At 74.8% G+C, this 15,357-nt stretch carries 15 protein-coding genes; 7 read left to right on the top strand and 8 right to left on the bottom strand.

Annotated features, from left to right (window positions below):
- Nucleotides 1-74 precede the first annotated feature (74 nt).
- The 3 genes from R4Z62_RS30685 to R4Z62_RS30675 form a co-directional block, all read right to left on the bottom strand.
- Nucleotides 75-1,487, bottom strand: coding sequence for an MFS transporter (locus R4Z62_RS30685; protein ID WP_064536623.1), 1,413 nt, complete (start codon nucleotides 1,485-1,487; stop codon nucleotides 75-77).
- A 7-nt stretch (nucleotides 1,488-1,494) separates the two neighbouring features.
- The gene (locus R4Z62_RS30680; protein WP_491521498.1) at nucleotides 1,495-2,958 is read right to left on the bottom strand and encodes an aldehyde dehydrogenase family protein; all 1,464 of its coding nucleotides are present in this window, start codon (nucleotides 2,956-2,958) and stop codon (nucleotides 1,495-1,497) included.
- Between the two features lie 190 nt (nucleotides 2,959-3,148).
- The gene (locus R4Z62_RS30675) at nucleotides 3,149-4,294 is read right to left on the bottom strand and encodes a low temperature requirement protein A (RefSeq protein WP_491521497.1); all 1,146 of its coding nucleotides are present in this window, start codon (nucleotides 4,292-4,294) and stop codon (nucleotides 3,149-3,151) included.
- Between the two features lie 223 nt (nucleotides 4,295-4,517).
- Between R4Z62_RS30675 and R4Z62_RS30670 the strand changes: the two genes are divergently transcribed.
- The gene (locus tag R4Z62_RS30670; protein WP_491521496.1) at nucleotides 4,518-4,865 is read left to right on the top strand and encodes a tetratricopeptide repeat protein; all 348 of its coding nucleotides are present in this window, start codon (nucleotides 4,518-4,520) and stop codon (nucleotides 4,863-4,865) included.
- A 68-nt stretch (nucleotides 4,866-4,933) separates the two neighbouring features.
- Here R4Z62_RS30670 and R4Z62_RS30665 read toward each other — a convergent pair whose 3' ends face one another.
- Nucleotides 4,934-5,875: a M56 family metallopeptidase gene (locus tag R4Z62_RS30665; RefSeq protein WP_491521495.1), complete on the bottom strand. Its 942-nt coding sequence runs from the start codon at nucleotides 5,873-5,875 to the stop codon at nucleotides 4,934-4,936.
- Between the two features lie 6 nt (nucleotides 5,876-5,881).
- Nucleotides 5,882-6,304, bottom strand: a complete 423-nt coding sequence (locus R4Z62_RS30660; RefSeq protein ID WP_064536615.1) for a BlaI/MecI/CopY family transcriptional regulator — start codon at nucleotides 6,302-6,304, stop codon at nucleotides 5,882-5,884.
- 64 nt (nucleotides 6,305-6,368) lie between these two features.
- Here R4Z62_RS30660 and R4Z62_RS30655 point away from each other — a divergent pair, with 64 nt between their 5' ends.
- Nucleotides 6,369-7,013 carry a peptide deformylase gene (locus R4Z62_RS30655; RefSeq protein ID WP_355478470.1) on the top strand — a complete coding sequence of 215 codons (645 nt, stop codon included), beginning with the start codon at nucleotides 6,369-6,371 and terminating at the stop codon, nucleotides 7,011-7,013.
- A 302-nt stretch (nucleotides 7,014-7,315) separates the two neighbouring features.
- Here the strand turns inward: R4Z62_RS30655 and R4Z62_RS30650 are convergent, their stop codons facing one another.
- Nucleotides 7,316-8,746 (bottom strand): dihydrolipoyl dehydrogenase family protein, encoded by a 1,431-nt coding sequence (locus R4Z62_RS30650; RefSeq protein WP_491521494.1) that lies wholly within the window; start codon nucleotides 8,744-8,746, stop codon nucleotides 7,316-7,318.
- A gap of 207 nt (nucleotides 8,747-8,953) precedes the next feature.
- On the opposite strand from R4Z62_RS30650, the gene trxA reads away from it, so the two are divergent.
- Nucleotides 8,954-9,340, top strand: coding sequence for a thioredoxin (trxA, locus tag R4Z62_RS30645; RefSeq protein WP_381744131.1), 387 nt, complete (start codon nucleotides 8,954-8,956; stop codon nucleotides 9,338-9,340).
- Nucleotides 9,341-9,436: 96 nt separating this feature from the next.
- Here trxA and R4Z62_RS30640 read toward each other — a convergent pair whose 3' ends face one another.
- Nucleotides 9,437-10,480: a LacI family DNA-binding transcriptional regulator gene (locus tag R4Z62_RS30640; RefSeq protein WP_491521493.1), complete on the bottom strand. Its 1,044-nt coding sequence runs from the start codon at nucleotides 10,478-10,480 to the stop codon at nucleotides 9,437-9,439.
- Between the two features lie 260 nt (nucleotides 10,481-10,740).
- Between R4Z62_RS30640 and R4Z62_RS30635 the strand changes: the two genes are divergently transcribed.
- Complete coding sequence (locus R4Z62_RS30635; protein ID WP_491521492.1) at nucleotides 10,741-11,472, top strand: TetR/AcrR family transcriptional regulator; 732 nt, start codon at nucleotides 10,741-10,743, stop codon at nucleotides 11,470-11,472.
- Between the two features lie 79 nt (nucleotides 11,473-11,551).
- Nucleotides 11,552-12,697, top strand: coding sequence for an FAD-dependent oxidoreductase (locus R4Z62_RS30630; RefSeq protein WP_491521491.1), 1,146 nt, complete (start codon nucleotides 11,552-11,554; stop codon nucleotides 12,695-12,697).
- A gap of 32 nt (nucleotides 12,698-12,729) precedes the next feature.
- Here the strand turns inward: R4Z62_RS30630 and R4Z62_RS30625 are convergent, their stop codons facing one another.
- On the bottom strand, nucleotides 12,730-13,395 hold the full coding sequence (locus R4Z62_RS30625; protein WP_037873706.1) for a TetR/AcrR family transcriptional regulator: 666 nt from the start codon (nucleotides 13,393-13,395) through the stop codon (nucleotides 12,730-12,732).
- Nucleotides 13,396-13,513: 118 nt separating this feature from the next.
- Here R4Z62_RS30625 and R4Z62_RS30620 point away from each other — a divergent pair, with 118 nt between their 5' ends.
- The gene (locus R4Z62_RS30620; protein WP_018568086.1) at nucleotides 13,514-14,077 is read left to right on the top strand and encodes an NAD(P)H-dependent oxidoreductase; all 564 of its coding nucleotides are present in this window, start codon (nucleotides 13,514-13,516) and stop codon (nucleotides 14,075-14,077) included.
- A 244-nt stretch (nucleotides 14,078-14,321) separates the two neighbouring features.
- Nucleotides 14,322-15,341 carry an alpha/beta hydrolase gene (locus R4Z62_RS30615; protein ID WP_491521490.1) on the top strand — a complete coding sequence of 340 codons (1,020 nt, stop codon included), beginning with the start codon at nucleotides 14,322-14,324 and terminating at the stop codon, nucleotides 15,339-15,341.
- The last annotated feature ends 16 nt before the right edge of the window (nucleotides 15,342-15,357 follow it).

The raw sequence follows: 15,357 nt of genomic DNA, 5'->3' as shown, positions 1-15,357 counted from the left end.
GTACGGACCGGTGGGGCAAAAGGTGCTGCCGCCCCTGGAGCGGACTCCGGGAACGGCAGCGGGGTGGGGGCGGGTCAGCCGGTGGCGCGTGCGGCGTTCTCCGCTCCGACGGCCGGGCGGGCGGCGGGGCCCGCCGCGGGGGCCGGTGCCGGCGTCTGCCGCTTCACCATCAGGGCCGAGGCCACGGCGGCGACCATGCCGACCAGCGGCACCACGGCGAGCACACCGATCGCGGTGGACAGGCTCATCGCGCCGACCATGCCGCCGACCGCGGCGGAGCCGAGCGAACCGCCGGTGATGAACACGAGCTGGAACACACCGGCGGCCACCCCGTGCACGGAGCTGTCGACCAGGTGCGGCACCGCGGCCATCAGCGCGACCTGGCCGGCGCTGAACCCGGAGACACAGGCGGCCACCGCGATGACCAGGGCGACCGGCTGGCGACCGGCGAGCGCGGCGAGCAGCAGCCCGGCCGCGCTGAGCACGGTCAGGGCGGTGACCAGGCGCAGCGGGCCCACCTTGTGGGCGAGTCCGCCGGCCGTCCGCGACAGGATGGCGCTGACCACGCCGGTCGGCAGCAGGATCAGTCCGATCTGGGTGACGCTCAGATCGTGGTCCATGAGGATCAGCCGGGGCGCGGCGAACTGGATGATGAGGTAGCCGGCGAAGAGGGTGAAACCGGCCACCGCGGCGAGCACGAAGCGGCTGTTGCTCACCACCAGGCGCGGCAGGAAGCCCTCGGGCACCCGGCGCACGTGCCAGACGGTGGCCGCGGCCAGGGCGACGGCGAGCACCGCGAGCACCAGGACGAGGCTCTCCTTCAGATGGGTGGTGCGGGCCTGGAGGAGCACCGCGAGGGCCGCGGCGAGGGCGAGGCAGAGCACCGCGCCGCGTGCGTCCAGGCGTTCGGCGCGGGGCTGGGTGGCCGGGGCGATGCGCAGCACCCGGATCGCGGCGAGCGCGGAGAGTCCGGGCAGGGCGAGCGCGGCCTGCCAGCCGATCAGGTCGGTCAGGGCACCGCCGAGCAGCGCGCCGCCGCCGGAGACGATGCCGACGACGGCACCCATCGTGCCGATGGTGCGCCCGCGTTCGCGGGGCTCGGTGAACAGGCGGTTGGCGACGCCGAAGGAGAGCACGGCGGCGACACCGCCGCCGATGCCCTGGAGCATGCGGCCCGCGATGACGGCCGGGAACCAGGGGACGGCGACGACGAGGACGGTACCGGCCAGCAGCAGCACCATGCCGGTGACGATGGGCATGCGCAGACCGCGGATGTCGGCGAGGCGGCCGGCGAGGGCGGAGGCGACGGAGAGGGTCAGCGTGTAGCCCGCCAGCACCCAGGCCGTCGCCCCGGAGGCCACCGAGAGGCTGTCGCCGAGTGCGGGCAGTGCGATGGGCGTCGCGGACATTCCGAGCGCGCTGGGCGCCAGGAACGCGCCCAGCACGAGCCCGGCGGAGAGGGCGCCGGGGCGGGTTTGGTCGGACATTTCTACCTCAATCGACATTGACGTACACGGTCTTGTACTGCAGGTACTCCTCGATGCCCTCGGGGCCCAGCTCGCGGCCGTAGCCGGAGGACTTGTAGCCGCCGAAGGACGTGGAGTTCTCGAACGCCGCCCAGGTGTTGACCCAGACGATCCCCGCCTGCAGCCGGGCGGCCACGGTGTGGGCGCGCCGCACGTCACTGGTGTGCAGTCCCGCGGCGAGGCCGTACGGCGTGCCGTTGGCGATCTCGACGGCCTCCTCGTCGGTGTCGAACGGCAGCACCGTGACGACCGGGCCGAAGATCTCCTCCTGCGCGATGCGCATCTGCGGGTTCGCGCCGGTGAACAGCGTGGGCTGGTGGAAGTAGCCGGGGCCGTCGTGGCCGCGCTCGCCGCCGTAGGCGACGGTGGCGCCCTCCGCGCGGCCGATGCCGACGTACTCGACGACCTTGTCCAGCTGCTGCCGGTGCGCCAGCGGGCCGAGCACCGTGTTCTCGTCCAGCGGGTCGCCCACCGGGACGGCGCCCAGGACGCCGGTCAGCGCCTCCACCACCTGGTCGTGCACGGAGCGGTGCACCAGCAGCCGCGAGCCGCTCATGCAGAACTGGCCGGTGTTGAAGAACCCGGCCTGGAACGCGGCCTGCACGGCGGCCTCGATGTCCGCGTCGCCGAAGACGATGTTGGCGCCCTTGCCGCCGAGTTCGACGGTGACCTTCTTCAGCGTCCCGGCCGCCGCCGCGATCAGGCGCTTGCCGGTGGCCGTGGAGCCGGTGAAGGAGATCTTGTCGATGCCGGGGTGCTCGACGAGCGCGGCGCCGACCGTGGCGCCGCCGCCGGTGACCACGTTGTGCACGCCCTCGGGCAGTCCGGCCTCGGCCATGACCCGGGCGAGCACCAGGGCGGTCAGCGGGGTCTGTTCGGCGGGCTTGTCGACGATGGTGTTGCCCGCGGCGAGCGCCGGGGCGATCTTGTTGACCGCGAGGTTCAGCGGGAAGTTGAAGGGCGTGATGGCGCCGACCACGCCGACCGGCTCGCGCCGGGTGTACTGGAGCGAGCGGGCACCGGCCGGTCGGGCGGCGCCCTCCAGCTGCTCGACCATACCGGCGTAGTAGCGGAAGATCTCGGCGGCGGCCCGTACGTCGAAGCCGCGGGTGAAGGTGATCGGCTTGCCGACGTCGAGGGTCTCCAGCCGGGCCAGCTCCTCCCCCGCGCCCTCGATGCCGTCGGCTATCCGCAGCAGCAGCCGGCCGCGCTCCTTGGCCGGCATCCCGGGCCAGGGGCCCAGGTCGAAGGCGCGCCGTGCCGCCTGCACGGCGCGGTCGAGGTCACTCGTCCCGGCCCAGGCCACCTCGCATATCGGCTGCTCCGTCGCCGGGTTGATGTCCTGGACGGTCTCTCCGGAGTCTGCGGGCTGGAACTTGCCGTCGATGAACAAGGAACCGTCGTCGACGGTCTGAGGCGTTGGGATCGTCATCGGACCACTCCTTCGGAGACGGATACCGGGGCTGCCGCACGCACCAGGCCCCGCGGCTGGGCACCCCAGAACGCTAGGGGCGGCCGCGCGGTGGCCGCCGGGCCGCGGCGGGGGGTCGGCACACTGCGTCAAGTCGCCGGAAACACCTGGCCATTTGACCGGGTCAGGGCCCTTGCGGCCGCCCCGCGGCTCAGCGCTTGACGAAGATCAGCGGGACGTGCCGGCCGCCGGTCAGGAGGTAGTGCTCCAGCCCGTTGACGGCGACCAGCACGAAGGTCACGGCGCCGAGCGTGACCAGGCCCGGCAGCCGGGGCGCGGCGGCGGCGACACCGAGCAGGGCGAGCCCGCCGCCGAAGCGGGTCACGGAGGCGGCCCCGAACATCCGGCGGCGGGTGTAGCAGAAGGTGAGCGTGAACAGGGCGGCCCCGGCCGGCAGCAGCCCGGCGGCGAGCCGGTGCGGGGTGGCGTCGGGTTCGGCGACGATCCGTTCGGCGCCCACGGCCACCAGCAACAGGCCGGACACCAGGGCGAGATGGCCGTAGCTGAGCACGTCCCGTATGACCACGGAGGGCCGGGGGTGGGCGCGCAGGGCGTGGGCCACGGCGGAGGCGGCGAGGTGGAAGTAGAGCCACCACAGGCCGCATCCGGTGAGGAAGGCCAGGGCGACGGCGGTGAGTTCCGTCGCGCCGAGGTGGCCCCCGCCGGCCCAGGCGCCGACGGAGACGACGTTCTCGCCGAGCGCGATGATGATGAACATGCCGAATCGTTCCGGCAGATGGTTGACGCCGAAGGCGAGCTGCCGCAGATGGCCGCTGAGCACGAGCGGCGCGAGGATCTCGGCGACCACGGCGATCGCCCACCCGGCGGTGCGCATCCCGTCCGGCAGCGCCGTCACCCCGAACAGCCCCAGCGCGAAGGCGAGTCCGGCCCGGTAGGGGTGGATGGTGTAGACGGCGCACTCCCGCCGGATGGCCTCCCCGATGAGCAGCCGCAGGGCGAGATAGCTGCCCGCGTACAGCAGCGCCTCCGGCCGGCTCTCCAGCGCGTGCTGCGCCGACATGCTCATCCCGTACGTGGCGAGCCCGGCCAGCAGCAGGAACACCCGCTGCGTGTTCGTCTCGTGCACGGCGTTCATCGCCATCACGACGTCCACCCACGCCCACCACAGCGGCACCAGGACCAGCAGGCAGCCGCCCAGCCGCGGCCAGCCCGGGTGCAGCGCCAGCACGTGCGCCACCTGGCCCACCCCGAAGGCGAGCACCAGGTCGTAGAAGAGTTCCGTCCATGTGGCCCGGTCACGCACGTCCGCACGCGTCCGGGCAGTGACCTCGGCCACCGCTGCACCTGCTTCCTCTCGGCCTAAGCACCTACGAACCAGGACCTGCGACAGGAATCACGGATTGCAGCACTGACTGTGTACAGCGGCTCCGGGCGCGGCGCGTACGGGGTCCGGCCGGGCGGGGCATTGCGGGAAGTCGGCGGGCGGGCTTCCGCAACTCCGAGAAGTGGTGGAATTTTCAATCAATGACAGCGGTTGGAGCGCCCGAAGGAGGTCACAAGTGGAGACCACGTACTACGACCACGGGACGGCGGCCGAGCGCTGGGAGCGGGGAGGCCGGTTCTTCGACGCGCGCGACTACGCCGGTGCGGCGCGGGTGCTGGGCACGCTGGTGGAGGAGGTGCCGGAGCAGACGGGTCCGCGGCTGCTGCTGGCGCGGGCCTACTACCACTCGGCCCAGCTCGGCCGGGCCGAGGCGCAGCTGCGGATCCTGGTGGAGCGGGACCCGGTGGAGCAGTACGCCCGGCTGCTGCTGGGCCGCACCCTCCAGCGCCAGGGACGGCACGAGGAGGCCGCCGGGCAGCTGCGGATCGCCTCGGCCCTGGCGGGCGAGTTCGCGGACGCGTGAGGCGCGGGCGGCCCGCTACAGGGCGTGGTGGTGGCGGCCCGCTACAGCGGCGTGGCCGTGGCGACCCGCTACAGCGGCGTGGCCGTCTGGAGGACCAGGAAGAGGGTGACGGCGGAGTTCGCCGAGGACATGGCGGACACCGCCGCACCGGCGGCGGCGCCCCAGGCCGCCGCACCGGCCGCCGTGAAGAGCGAGGGCCAGTCGCGGACCGGGGGCGCGGGTGCCAGCAGGGCGGCCACCCGGCGGGGCACCGGTCCGGTGGCGGCGAGCGCCGCGAGGGTGGGCGCGGGCGCGGCGGCCGACCGGCCCGACAGCAGCGCCGCCCGGCCGATGGCCCGTGCCACCGTGCGCCGGTCGCCGACCGCGCGGGCCGCCTCCTCGTCGGCCCACCGCTCGGCGGTGTAGGCGACGGCGGAGCGCAGCGGGCGCAGGAACGGATTGGCGCGCGCCGCCAGGTGCACGGCGAGCAGATGCCGGTGGTGCCGGGCGGCCAGATGGGCGCGTTCGTGGGCGAACAGCGCGCGCCGCTCGGCCGGTGCCAGGCCGTCCAGCAGGGCGGTGGTGACGACGATCCGCCCGGGGGCGCCCGGCAGCGCGTACGCGTAGGGCGCCGCGTCGTCCGGGAGCACCGCGACCGTGCCGCCGCGCACCCCGGCCAGGGCCCGCCGGGCGCGCCGGGTCACCCGCCGGTGGCGCCACAGGGTGCGGATGCAGGCCGCCGTCACCGCCGCCAGGGCGGGGATGGCGGCGCGGCCCGCGATCCCGTCGTGCGGTACGGCGGCTCTGACCTCGGGGTCGGACCAGCCGTCCGGCAGCGGGTTGCCGGGCAGCTGGGCGGTGCCGACGACCATGAGCAGCAGCAGGCACAGCGTGCTGCACACCGCCATGACGACGGCCACCGCCGTCAGCAGCCGGGTGGCGGTGCGCGGGTGCAGACGCAGTTCGGCCAGGCGCGCGACCGGCCAGGCGGTCAGCGGCAGCACCAGCGGCAGGAAGACGAAGACTCCCATGTGCGGTCAGTGCTCCGTGCGGTCCTCGTCCGTGTTCCGGCCCCCGGGCGCGCAGCTCTCGTCCACCGAGTCCAGCAGGGCGCGCAGCACCTGCTCGTCGCCGGGCGGCAGCGCGGTGACGAAGCTGGCGAGGACCGCCTCGCGGTCGCGCTCGCCGTCCAGCAGCCGGCGCATCCTCAGGGCGGCGAGCCGGGCCACGTCGGCGGTCGGCGTCCATACGAAGGAGCGGCCCCGGCGCTCGCGGGCGACCACGTCCTTGGCGAGCAGCCGGGTCAGGATGGTGACGACGGTGGTGTAGGCGAGGTCGCCGCCGAGCCGTTCCTGCACCCAGGCGGCGGTCACCGGTCCGTCGGCCTCGCGGAGCGCGGCGAGCACCTGGCCCTCCAGCTCCCCCTGTCTGCGCCGGATCCGCCGGTCCTGCTCGGCCATGTCGGTCTCCCTCCGGCGTCGGCGTGCCGGACCACGCTACTTCACTCCGTGGCATGCTGACGGAATGGCTCTCGACAGTGCGCGTACGCCCCTTGCCGAACAGGTCGCGGAACTCCTCGCCGTGGACGGCCCGTTGCCCATCGTCACGGCCGGTGACCCGGTGCTGCGCGGCGCCGCCGAGCCGTTCGACGGCCAGTTGGAGCCCGCGTTGCTCGACCGGTTCGTCCAGGCGCTGCGCCTCACCATGCACGCGGCGCCGGGGGTGGGGCTGGCCGCGCCGCAGGTGGGCGTGGCCCTGCGGATCGCCGTCGTGGAGGACCCGGCGCCGGTGCCGGAGGAGGTGCGGCTGGCGCGCGGCCGGGTGCCGCTTCCGTTCAGGGTCCTGGTCAACCCCGTCTACGAGCCGGTCGGTCCGGACCGGGCCGCGTTCTTCGAGGGTTGTCTGAGCGTGCCGGGGTGGCAGGCGGTGGTGGCCCGGCACGCCCGGGTGCGGCTGCGGGCCGAGGACGAGCGGGGGCGCCCGGTGGACGAGGTGCTGACCGGCTGGCCGGCCCGTATCGCGCAGCACGAGACCGACCATCTCGACGGCACCCTCTACCTCGACCGCGCCGAGATCCGCTCGCTGTCCTCGAACGAGGTGGCGGTGGCCCGCTGGTCCCAGCCGACACCCGAACGGGCGGCGGAGGCGCTGGGCTTCCCGCTGGGGTGACGGGGCGCCGCGGGCGCACACGCGGTGACGGCGGCCCGACGGGTTCGCGGGGCTGCGGGGCTGCGGGCTCACGGCACCGGACTCCCTGAACCCGCGGGACCGCCGGGCGGCACTGCTCGCACCGCCGGGCGGGACTCCTCGCACCGCCGAGCGGCAGCGCCCGGCTCCCCTCCCGCACCCGACCACGTCGCTCACGCGCAGGACCGGCCGCCGCCCGCCCCCACCGGGCCCACCGAACGGCCGGTCCTCCGGCCCGCAGGCCATCGGCTCGCCGGACCTTCCCTCCCTTCCCGCGCCTGGGCTCAGCCCCGGTACGCCTCCAGCAGCCGCAGCCACGCCTCGCTGATCGTCGGGTACGAGGGGACCGCGTGCCAGAGCAGGTCGACAGGGATCCGGCCGGCGACGGCGACCGTCGCGGAGTGCAGCAGTTCGCCGACGCCGGGGCCGACGAAGGTGACGCCGCGCAGGATGTGCTCGTCGAGGTCGACCACCATGCGGGCGCGGCCCCGGTAGCCCTCCCCGTACAGTCCGGCGCCCGCGACCGAGGCGAGGTCGACGTCGACGGCGCGGACCCGGTGTCCGGCCTGTTCGGCCTCCGCCAGGGAGAGTCCGACGGCGGCGGCCTCGGGGTCGGTGAAGACGACCTGCGGGACGGCGTGGTGGTCGGCGGTGGCGGCGTAGGGCCCCCACGGCTGGGGTGCGGCGGGGGCGGTGCCCGCGGCGCGGGCGCCGATGACGTCGCCCGCGATCCGGGCCTGGTACTTGCCCTGGTGGGTGAGGAGGGCGCGGTGGTTGACGTCGCCGCACGCGTACAGCCAGTCGGTGCCCTCCACCCGCAGGGTGTCGTCGACGGAGAGCCACGAGCCGGGTTCCAGGCCGACCGTCTCCAGGCCGATGTCGCCGGTGCGCGGGGCGCGTCCGGTGGCGAAGAGGATCTCGTCGGCCTCGATCCGCTCGCCGGTGCCGGTGACGGCCACGACGGTGCCGTTCTCGCGGGTCACCGACTCCACCGAGGTACCGGTGCGCAGCTCGGCGCCGGCCTCGGTGAGCGCCTCGGCGACGACTTCCCCGGCGAAGGGCTCCATGCGCGGCAGCAGTCCCTTGCCGCGCACCAGCAGGGTGACCTGGGAGCCGAGGGCCTGGTAGACGGTGGCCATCTCGGTGGCGACGACACCGCCGCCGACCACGATCAGCCGCCGGGGCACCTCCTCGGCGCTGGTGGCCTCGCGGCTGGTCCACGGCCCGACGCCGTCGAGACCGGGCAGCTCGGGCAGGCTCGCCCGGGTGCCGGTGCAGACAACCACGGCGTGCCGGGCGGTCAGGGTCCGCCGCTCGCCGTCCGGGCCGGTGACCGTGACGGTACGGGGACCGGCGAGGCGGCCGTGGCCGCGGTACAGGTCCGCTCCGATGCCCTCGACCCAGGCGACCTGGCCGTCGTCGTGCCAGTGCGAGGTGTACTCGTCGCGGCGGGCGAGGACCGCCGCGGTGTCCAGCGGCCCCTGCACGGCCTGGCTCAGTCCGGGCAGGCGGCGGGCGTCGGCGCGGGCGATGACCGGGCGCAGCAGGGCCTTGCTCGGCATGCACGCCCAATAGGAGCACTCGCCGCCGACCAGTTCGCTCTCCACGATCGCGGTGGACAGGCCCGCCGCGCGGGTGCGGTCGGCGACGTTCTCGCCGACCGGTCCGGCTCCGAGCACCACGACGTCGTACGCGAGGGTTTCCGTTTCCGTCATGGGGTCAGTCTGGTGGTTGGCGTGTCCGGTGGCCACAGGGACCACGGGCCGTGTGACGGCGGGGCGCGCCCTTGACCAGGTGGGTTGCCGCGCCCTTGACCAGGTGGGTTGCCCGGTCGGCCGCTTGGGTACGCGCGCGGAATAGCCCGTAGGGTCGGCCGTGTTGTGCGGACGGCTCAACCCGACATCAGGAAGAGGGATCACGCCATGAGCAGCACCGTGGAGCTGACCAAGGAGAATTTCGACCAGACGGTCACGGAGAACGAGTTCGTTCTCATCGACTTCTGGGCGTCCTGGTGCGGGCCGTGCCGTTCGTTCGCCCCGGTCTACGAGAAGGCGGCGGCGGACAACCCGGACCTGGTGTTCGGCAAGGTGGACACGGAGGCGCAGCCGGAGCTGGCGGCGGCCTTCGGCATCCAGTCGATCCCGACACTGATGATCGTCCGTGACCAGGTGGCCGTGTTCGCGCAGCCCGGCGCGCTGCCGGAGGCAGCCCTGACCGATGTGATCGGCCAGGCCCGCAAGCTGGACATGGACGAGGTGCGCAAGGCGGTCGCCGAGCAGCAGGCGCAGGCGGAGCAGTCCGGCGAGTAGCGGACACCGAAGGCAGCCGGCGGCCGGTCCGGTCGCCGCCCGGCGCCGCGGGGCCCTCCCTGGTGGGACGGGCCCCGCCGCCGTGTCCGGGCCCGGTCAGCTGGATTCGCGGTGCACCACGGTGGCGCCCCGCACCGTGCGCCGCTCCGGTGCACCGCCGGGGTCGCGTACGGCGCGGTCGACCAGCTCGGCGAGGTCGCGGCCCGCGGGCAGCTCGATGTGCACCGTGCTCAGCCGGGGCCGCAGCAGTCTGCCGAGCATCAGGTCGTCGGCGCCCACCACGGCCGTCTCCTCGGGCACGCGCAGGCCCACGTCCTGGAGGGCGCGCATCAGGAGCATGGCGTACTCGTCGTTGTAGGCGAACACCGCGTCCAGGCCGAGCGCGCGCCAGCGGGCGGCGAGCCGGGCCGCCGACTCCTCGTCGTAGCCGAGGGGAAGCTCGGTGACGGTCCCGTCGGTCCCGCTCAGGGCGCGCCGTACGCCTTCCAGGCGGGGCCGGGAGAACACCCCGAGCCCGCGTTCCTCGGGGACGACCACGCCGATCCGGCGACGGCCGCGGGCGTACAGATGGGCTCCGGCGCGGCGGCCGACGCTGTGGTGGTCCAGGAGCACGGCGTGCGCCCCCTCGACGGCCTCGGGTCCGATGGTGACGACGGCCCGCGCCCCGGAGCGCCGCAGCACCGCGACCCCCTCGGGACCGATGCCGGTGCCGGGCACCAGGACGGCGACCGGGCGCAGTTCGGCCCAGGCGCGGGCGGCCTCCTCACCGCGCAGACCGACGCTGCCGTGCTGCACGACGGTGTAGTCGAGGCGGCCCAGCGCCCACTGGAGCTCGTCGATGAACCCGTGGTACAGCGGCCCCATCGGGACGGCGGGCGTGGGCATCAGGACGATACGGCTGTGCCCGGCGCGCAGGCTGCGCGCGGCGGCGTGGGGCACATAGCCCAGTTCCTCGGCGGCGGCGCGGACCCGGCGGCGGGTGGGCTCGCTGATCCGCACGGCGCTGGTGTTGTTCAGGACGTAGGAGACGGTCGCGCGCGAGACACCCGCGAGACGGGCCACATCGGCACTCGTGGGGACGGAGTGCGGCAGTGGGGGTGTCGTCGACGAGGGCGCGGCGGCCTTGGGTATCTGCACCATGACGTACCGCATCTTGGCAGAAGCGCAAGGGAGTTGAGCGCGCGGGGGAAGCATCCCGGCCGGGTGCGCGACGGCCCGGTGGCCGACGGGGGACGCCTCGCGGGCGGCGCGATCGACGCCGAAACGATTCGCCGTACGCAGGTGACGCGTCGTACGCGGGTGATGCGTCGTACGCCGGTGATGCGCCGTACGAGCACGAGCAGCCCGAACACGTTCGTCACGAACTTGTTCGGAGCGAACATGTTCGTTACGGTGCAGGCATGACCGCACGCCCCGACACCCCCCGCAGCCGCCGCGACCGCCCCGCCAAGCCCGCCCTGACCCGGGAGGGCATCGTCGCCGCGGCGGTCGCCGTGCTGCGCGCCGAGGGCTTGGCGAAGGTAACCATGCGGCGCCTGGCCCAGGAACTCGACACCGGCCCGGCCTCGCTGTACGTGTACGTGCGCAACACCGCCGAGCTGCACGCGGCCGTCCTGGACGAGCTGCTGGGCACGGTCGGCGCGGCGCCCGCGCCCGAGGAGGGCGACTGGCGCGCGCGGCTGGAGGGGGTGCTCACGGCGTACGTCCGGATGCTGCACGCCCATCCGAGCCTCGCCCGCTCCGCGCTCACCGCCCGGCCCAGCGGCCCGCACTACCTGAATCTCATCGAGACGCTGCTCGCCCTGCTCGACGAGGGCGGTGTCCCGCCCGAGCGGGCGGCGTGGGGCGTGGACCTGCTGCTCCAGCACGCAACGGCGACGGCCGCCGAGCACTCCGCGCGCGGCGCGACGGCCGCAGGGCAGCGGGACGCCGACACCGGTGCCGACCCCCGCCCCGACGCCGACTGGGACGCGCTCACCCGCGCCCTGCACGGCGCCCGCGACACCACCCACCCGCACATCGCCGCGCTCGCGGGCCCGCTGCTGTCCGGGGCGCCCGAGGAGCGCCTGGCCTGGGGCCTCCGGGCCGTCATCAGCGGCATCGCGCACACCCCGGTCCCGGGCACCGACTGACCCCTCACGCCTGCGCCCACCCCATCCGCGCCCTCGCCGCACCCGTACCCGCACCATCCCCCTTTATCCGGAGACACCCATGTCCCACACTCCCGTCCCGCACCACCCCATCGCCGTGATCGGCGCCGGGCTCGGCGGCCTCACACTCGCCCGCGTCCTGCATGTGCACGGGATCGAGGCGGCCGTCTTCGACCTGGACGCCTCCCCCGCCGCACGCACCCAGGGCGGCATGCTCGACATCCACGAGGACTCGGGGCAGGCGGCGCTGCGCGCGGCCGGGCTGCACGCGCGGTTCAGCGAACTGGTCCTGCCGGGCGGCCAGGCCACACGGGTGCTCGACCGGCACGGGACCGTCCGGATGGACGAGCCCGACGACGGCACCGGCGGCCGGCCCGAGATCGACCGGGGCGACCTGCGCGACCTGCTGCTCGGCTCGCTGCCCGAGGCAGCCGTGCGCTGGGGCGCGAAGGTCACCGGGGCGCGCGGGCTGGGCGGCGGCCGGCACGAGGTGGCGCTCGCCGACGGCACCGTGTTCACCACGGATCTGCTGGTCGGCGCCGACGGCGCCTGGTCGCGGATCCGCCCGCTGGTCTCCGCCGCGCGGCCCGCCTACACGGGCGTGTCGTTCGTCGAGGCGGACCTGCGGGAGGCCGACGCGCGCCATCCGGTGGCCGCCGAGGTGGTGGGCGGCGGGTTCTTCTTCGCGCTCGGCGCGGGCCGGGGCTTCCTCGCGCACCGCGAGACGCACGGCGACCTGCATGTCTACGCGGCCGCCGTGGCGCCGGAGGACTGGCTGGACGGGATCGACTTCACCGACACGGACACCGCCAAGGAGCGGGTCCTCGACCGCTTCGCCGACTGGGACAAGAGCCTGCGGTCCCTGGTCGCGGACGCCGACGGCGCGCTGGTCCCGCGCCGGATCCACGCCCTGCCGGTCGGCCACCGCTGGGACCGGGTGCCCGGCGTGACGCTGCTGGGCGACGCCGCGCACCTGATGTCGCCGTTCGCGGGCGAGGGCGCGAATCTGGCCATGCTCGACGGCGCCGAACTGGCCGGATTTCTCGCCGCGCGGCCGGACGACACCGAGGCGGCGCTGCGGGCGTACGAGGAGCGGCTGTTCCCGCGCAGCGAGTCGGCGGCGGCCGAGTCGGCCCGCGGCGCGGCCCTGCTGTTCGGCGAGGACGCCCCGGACGCGCTGCTGGAGATGTTCGCGTCCCACGGCTGAACGGGCCGGGAGACGCCGGGAAAAGGCGCCGGTCAGGCAGCCGGGGGCGCCGAGGCGGTCAGCCGGGTGACCAGGTCGTACCAGCCGGTCTGGAGGCGTTCCATCGGCATCTGGCGCTGCCGGGTCAGATGGAAGATGAGCGCCGGTTCGAGAGAGCCCATCAGCGTGTGGGCGAGCAGTTCGGCGTCCGCCTCGGGGACCGCGTGGCGCAGCAGCATCACGACATGGCCGTACCGCACCCGGTGGGCCGGGACCAGATGCCTGCGGTCGGGGCACGCCTCGGCGGCCAGTTGGAGTTCCAGGTCGTCGGCGGCGCGGCGCAGCGCGGCGCAGCCGAAGGCCCGCAGCCGCTCCACCGGCGGCGCGCCCGGTCCGAGGGGCGCGGGACCGCTCAGGAAGGCCGCCTGGAACTTCTTCTCGGAGTGGTCCAGGAGCGCCGTCAGCAGTCCGGTGCGGTCGCCGAAGCGGCGGAAGACCGTGCCCTTGCCCACCTGGGCGGCGGCGGCCACCGCCTCCATGGTGACCCCGGCGGCGCCGTGCTCGGCGACCAGCCGGGCCGCCGCGTCCAGCAGCCGGGCGCGGTTGCGCGCCGCGTCGGCCCGCAGGCAGGGCTCGTCCGAACCGGTGCCCAGCTCCAGCAACACCGGTTTGCCGTGGGGCTCTTGAGGCGTGGGGAAGGGCGGCAGAGCGCTGGACATGAAGACAGCGTAAAGCATGGGGAAGAAAACTGGACCGCGGTCCGGTTAACCTGGTAGAAAATTAAACGGACCTCGGTCCGGATCGTAACGGCAGTGTTTCACCCCCTTGGAGTCCCCCATGTCTGTTCGCATCCTCGCGCTCGTCGGCAGCCTGCGCGCCGGCTCGCACAACCGCCAGCTCGCCGAGGCTGCGGCGAAGCTCGCGCCCGAGGGCGCCGAGGTCCAGGTCTTCGAGGGCCTGGGCGACGTCCCGTTCTACAACGAGGACATCGACGCCGAGGGCAGCGTCCCGGCCGCCGCCGCCAAGCTGCGCGAGGCGGCCCAGGCCGCCGACGCCTTCCTGCTCTTCTCGCCCGAGTACAACGGCACCATCCCGGCCGTGCTGAAGAACGCCATCGACTGGCTGTCCCGCCCGTACGGCGCCGGCGCCTTCGGCGGCAAGCCCGTCGCCGTCGTCGGCACCGCGCTCGGCCAGTACGGCGGCGTGTGGGCGCACGACGACACCCGCAAGGCCGTGGGCATCGCCGGCGGCAAGGTGATCGAGGACATCAAGCTGTCCATCCCGGGCTCCGTGACCCGCTTCACCGAGATCCACCCGGCCGACGACACCGAGGTCGCCGCACAGCTGACCGAGGTCGTCGCCCGTCTGCGCGGCCACGCCGACGAGACCGTCGCCGTCTGAGGCTGCTGAACCACCGGCGAGGGGCCGGATCCGTGACATGCCCTGTCACGGATCCGGCCCCTTCGCGTCGCGCCCGCCCTCCCGGCTCCCGGTCTCCCGGCGCCCGGCCGCTTCGCTCCGCCGTCTCGCGCTGCCCGGCCGTCGTGCGGGTATGCGGGTACGCGGGTATCCAGCGGCCGGGTCGTACCCCGCCGCGCACCGCACCGAGCACCGGCTCCGCCGTCCGGAGCCCCGAGGAGACGCCATGAGCAGTGCCGCCACCGGGTCCGTACCGCCGCCGTTCGATCCGGAGCTGGCCGCCGCGCTGGAGGAGGCCGGGGACCTGGCACGGCCCGGGTTCGCCCCGCGGGACATCGAGAGCGCCCGGCGCGCCGCGGCCCTGGCCCTGGATCCGGCGGGCGGCCCGGACCTGACCCTGGACGGCGCCTTCGGGACCGCGGACCGGACCGTCCCGGGTCCACCGGGGGCGCCCGGGGTCTCTCTGCTCGTCTGCCGCCCCACCGCGAAGGCGGCGCCCGCGGCCCGCGCCGCCCGGCCCGTCCTCTACCACGTGCACGGCGGCGGCCTGGTCGCCGGGAACAACCGGGCCGGTCTGCCGACGGTCCTGGAGTGGGCACGGGAGCTGGGCGCGGTCGTGGTGTCGGTGGAGTACCGGCTGGCGCCGGAACACCCGCACCCCGCACCGGTCGAGGACGTGTACGCCGGGCTGCGGTGGACGGCGGAGCGGGCCGGGGAACTGGGCGGCGACCCGGAGCGGATCGTCCTCGTCGGCGCGAGCGCGGGCGGCGGGCTCGCGGCGGCGCTCGCGCTGCTGCTGCGCGACCGCCGGGGGCCGCGTCCGTACGGGCAACTGCTGCTGTCCCCGATGCTCGACGACCGCAACGACACGCCGTCCGCGCACCAGATGACGGGGGTCGGCCTCTGGGACCGCACGGCCAACGAGACCGCCTGGACCGCCCTGCTCGGTGACCGGCGGGGCGGTCCCGGGGTACCGCCGTACGCCGCGCCCGCCCGCGCGACGGACCTGTCCGGGCTGCCCCCGGCCTTCCTGGACGTCGGCTCGGCGGAGACCTTCCGCGACGAGGTCGTGGCCTACGCCTCAGGCATCTGGCGGGCCGGCGGTGTCGCGGAACTCCATGTGTGGCCCGGCGGCTGCCACGGCTTCGACGCCCTCGCCCCGCACGCGGCCCTGTCCGGCGCGGCGCAGGCGGCCCGGCTGGACTGGCTGCGCAGGCTGCTGGCGCCGGACCGGCGGGCCGGGTGAGGCTCCCGCGCCGCCC

The organism is Streptomyces sp. PL-25 (assembly GCF_058344915.1).
This window is presented reverse-complemented; position numbering and strand designations above follow the sequence as displayed.

Coding starts and splice junctions, on each gene's coding strand:
- R4Z62_RS30650 (WP_491521494.1), bottom strand. CDS start 8,746: ATGACGGAAACGGAAACCCTCGCGTACGACGTCGTGGTGCTCGGAGCC.
- R4Z62_RS30615 (WP_491521490.1), top strand. CDS start 14,322: ATGAGCAGTGCCGCCACCGGGTCCGTACCGCCGCCGTTCGATCCGGAG.
- R4Z62_RS30625 (WP_037873706.1), bottom strand. CDS start 13,395: ATGTCCAGCGCTCTGCCGCCCTTCCCCACGCCTCAAGAGCCCCACGGC.
- R4Z62_RS30620 (WP_018568086.1), top strand. CDS start 13,514: ATGTCTGTTCGCATCCTCGCGCTCGTCGGCAGCCTGCGCGCCGGCTCG.
- R4Z62_RS30635 (WP_491521492.1), top strand. CDS start 10,741: ATGACCGCACGCCCCGACACCCCCCGCAGCCGCCGCGACCGCCCCGCC.
- R4Z62_RS30655 (WP_355478470.1), top strand. CDS start 6,369: ATGGCTCTCGACAGTGCGCGTACGCCCCTTGCCGAACAGGTCGCGGAA.
- R4Z62_RS30685 (WP_064536623.1), bottom strand. CDS start 1,487: ATGTCCGACCAAACCCGCCCCGGCGCCCTCTCCGCCGGGCTCGTGCTG.
- R4Z62_RS30680 (WP_491521498.1), bottom strand. CDS start 2,958: ATGACGATCCCAACGCCTCAGACCGTCGACGACGGTTCCTTGTTCATC.
- trxA (WP_381744131.1), top strand. CDS start 8,954: ATGAGCAGCACCGTGGAGCTGACCAAGGAGAATTTCGACCAGACGGTC.
- R4Z62_RS30660 (WP_064536615.1), bottom strand. CDS start 6,304: ATGGCCGAGCAGGACCGGCGGATCCGGCGCAGACAGGGGGAGCTGGAG.
- R4Z62_RS30630 (WP_491521491.1), top strand. CDS start 11,552: ATGTCCCACACTCCCGTCCCGCACCACCCCATCGCCGTGATCGGCGCC.
- R4Z62_RS30640 (WP_491521493.1), bottom strand. CDS start 10,480: ATGGTGCAGATACCCAAGGCCGCCGCGCCCTCGTCGACGACACCCCCA.
- R4Z62_RS30665 (WP_491521495.1), bottom strand. CDS start 5,875: ATGGGAGTCTTCGTCTTCCTGCCGCTGGTGCTGCCGCTGACCGCCTGG.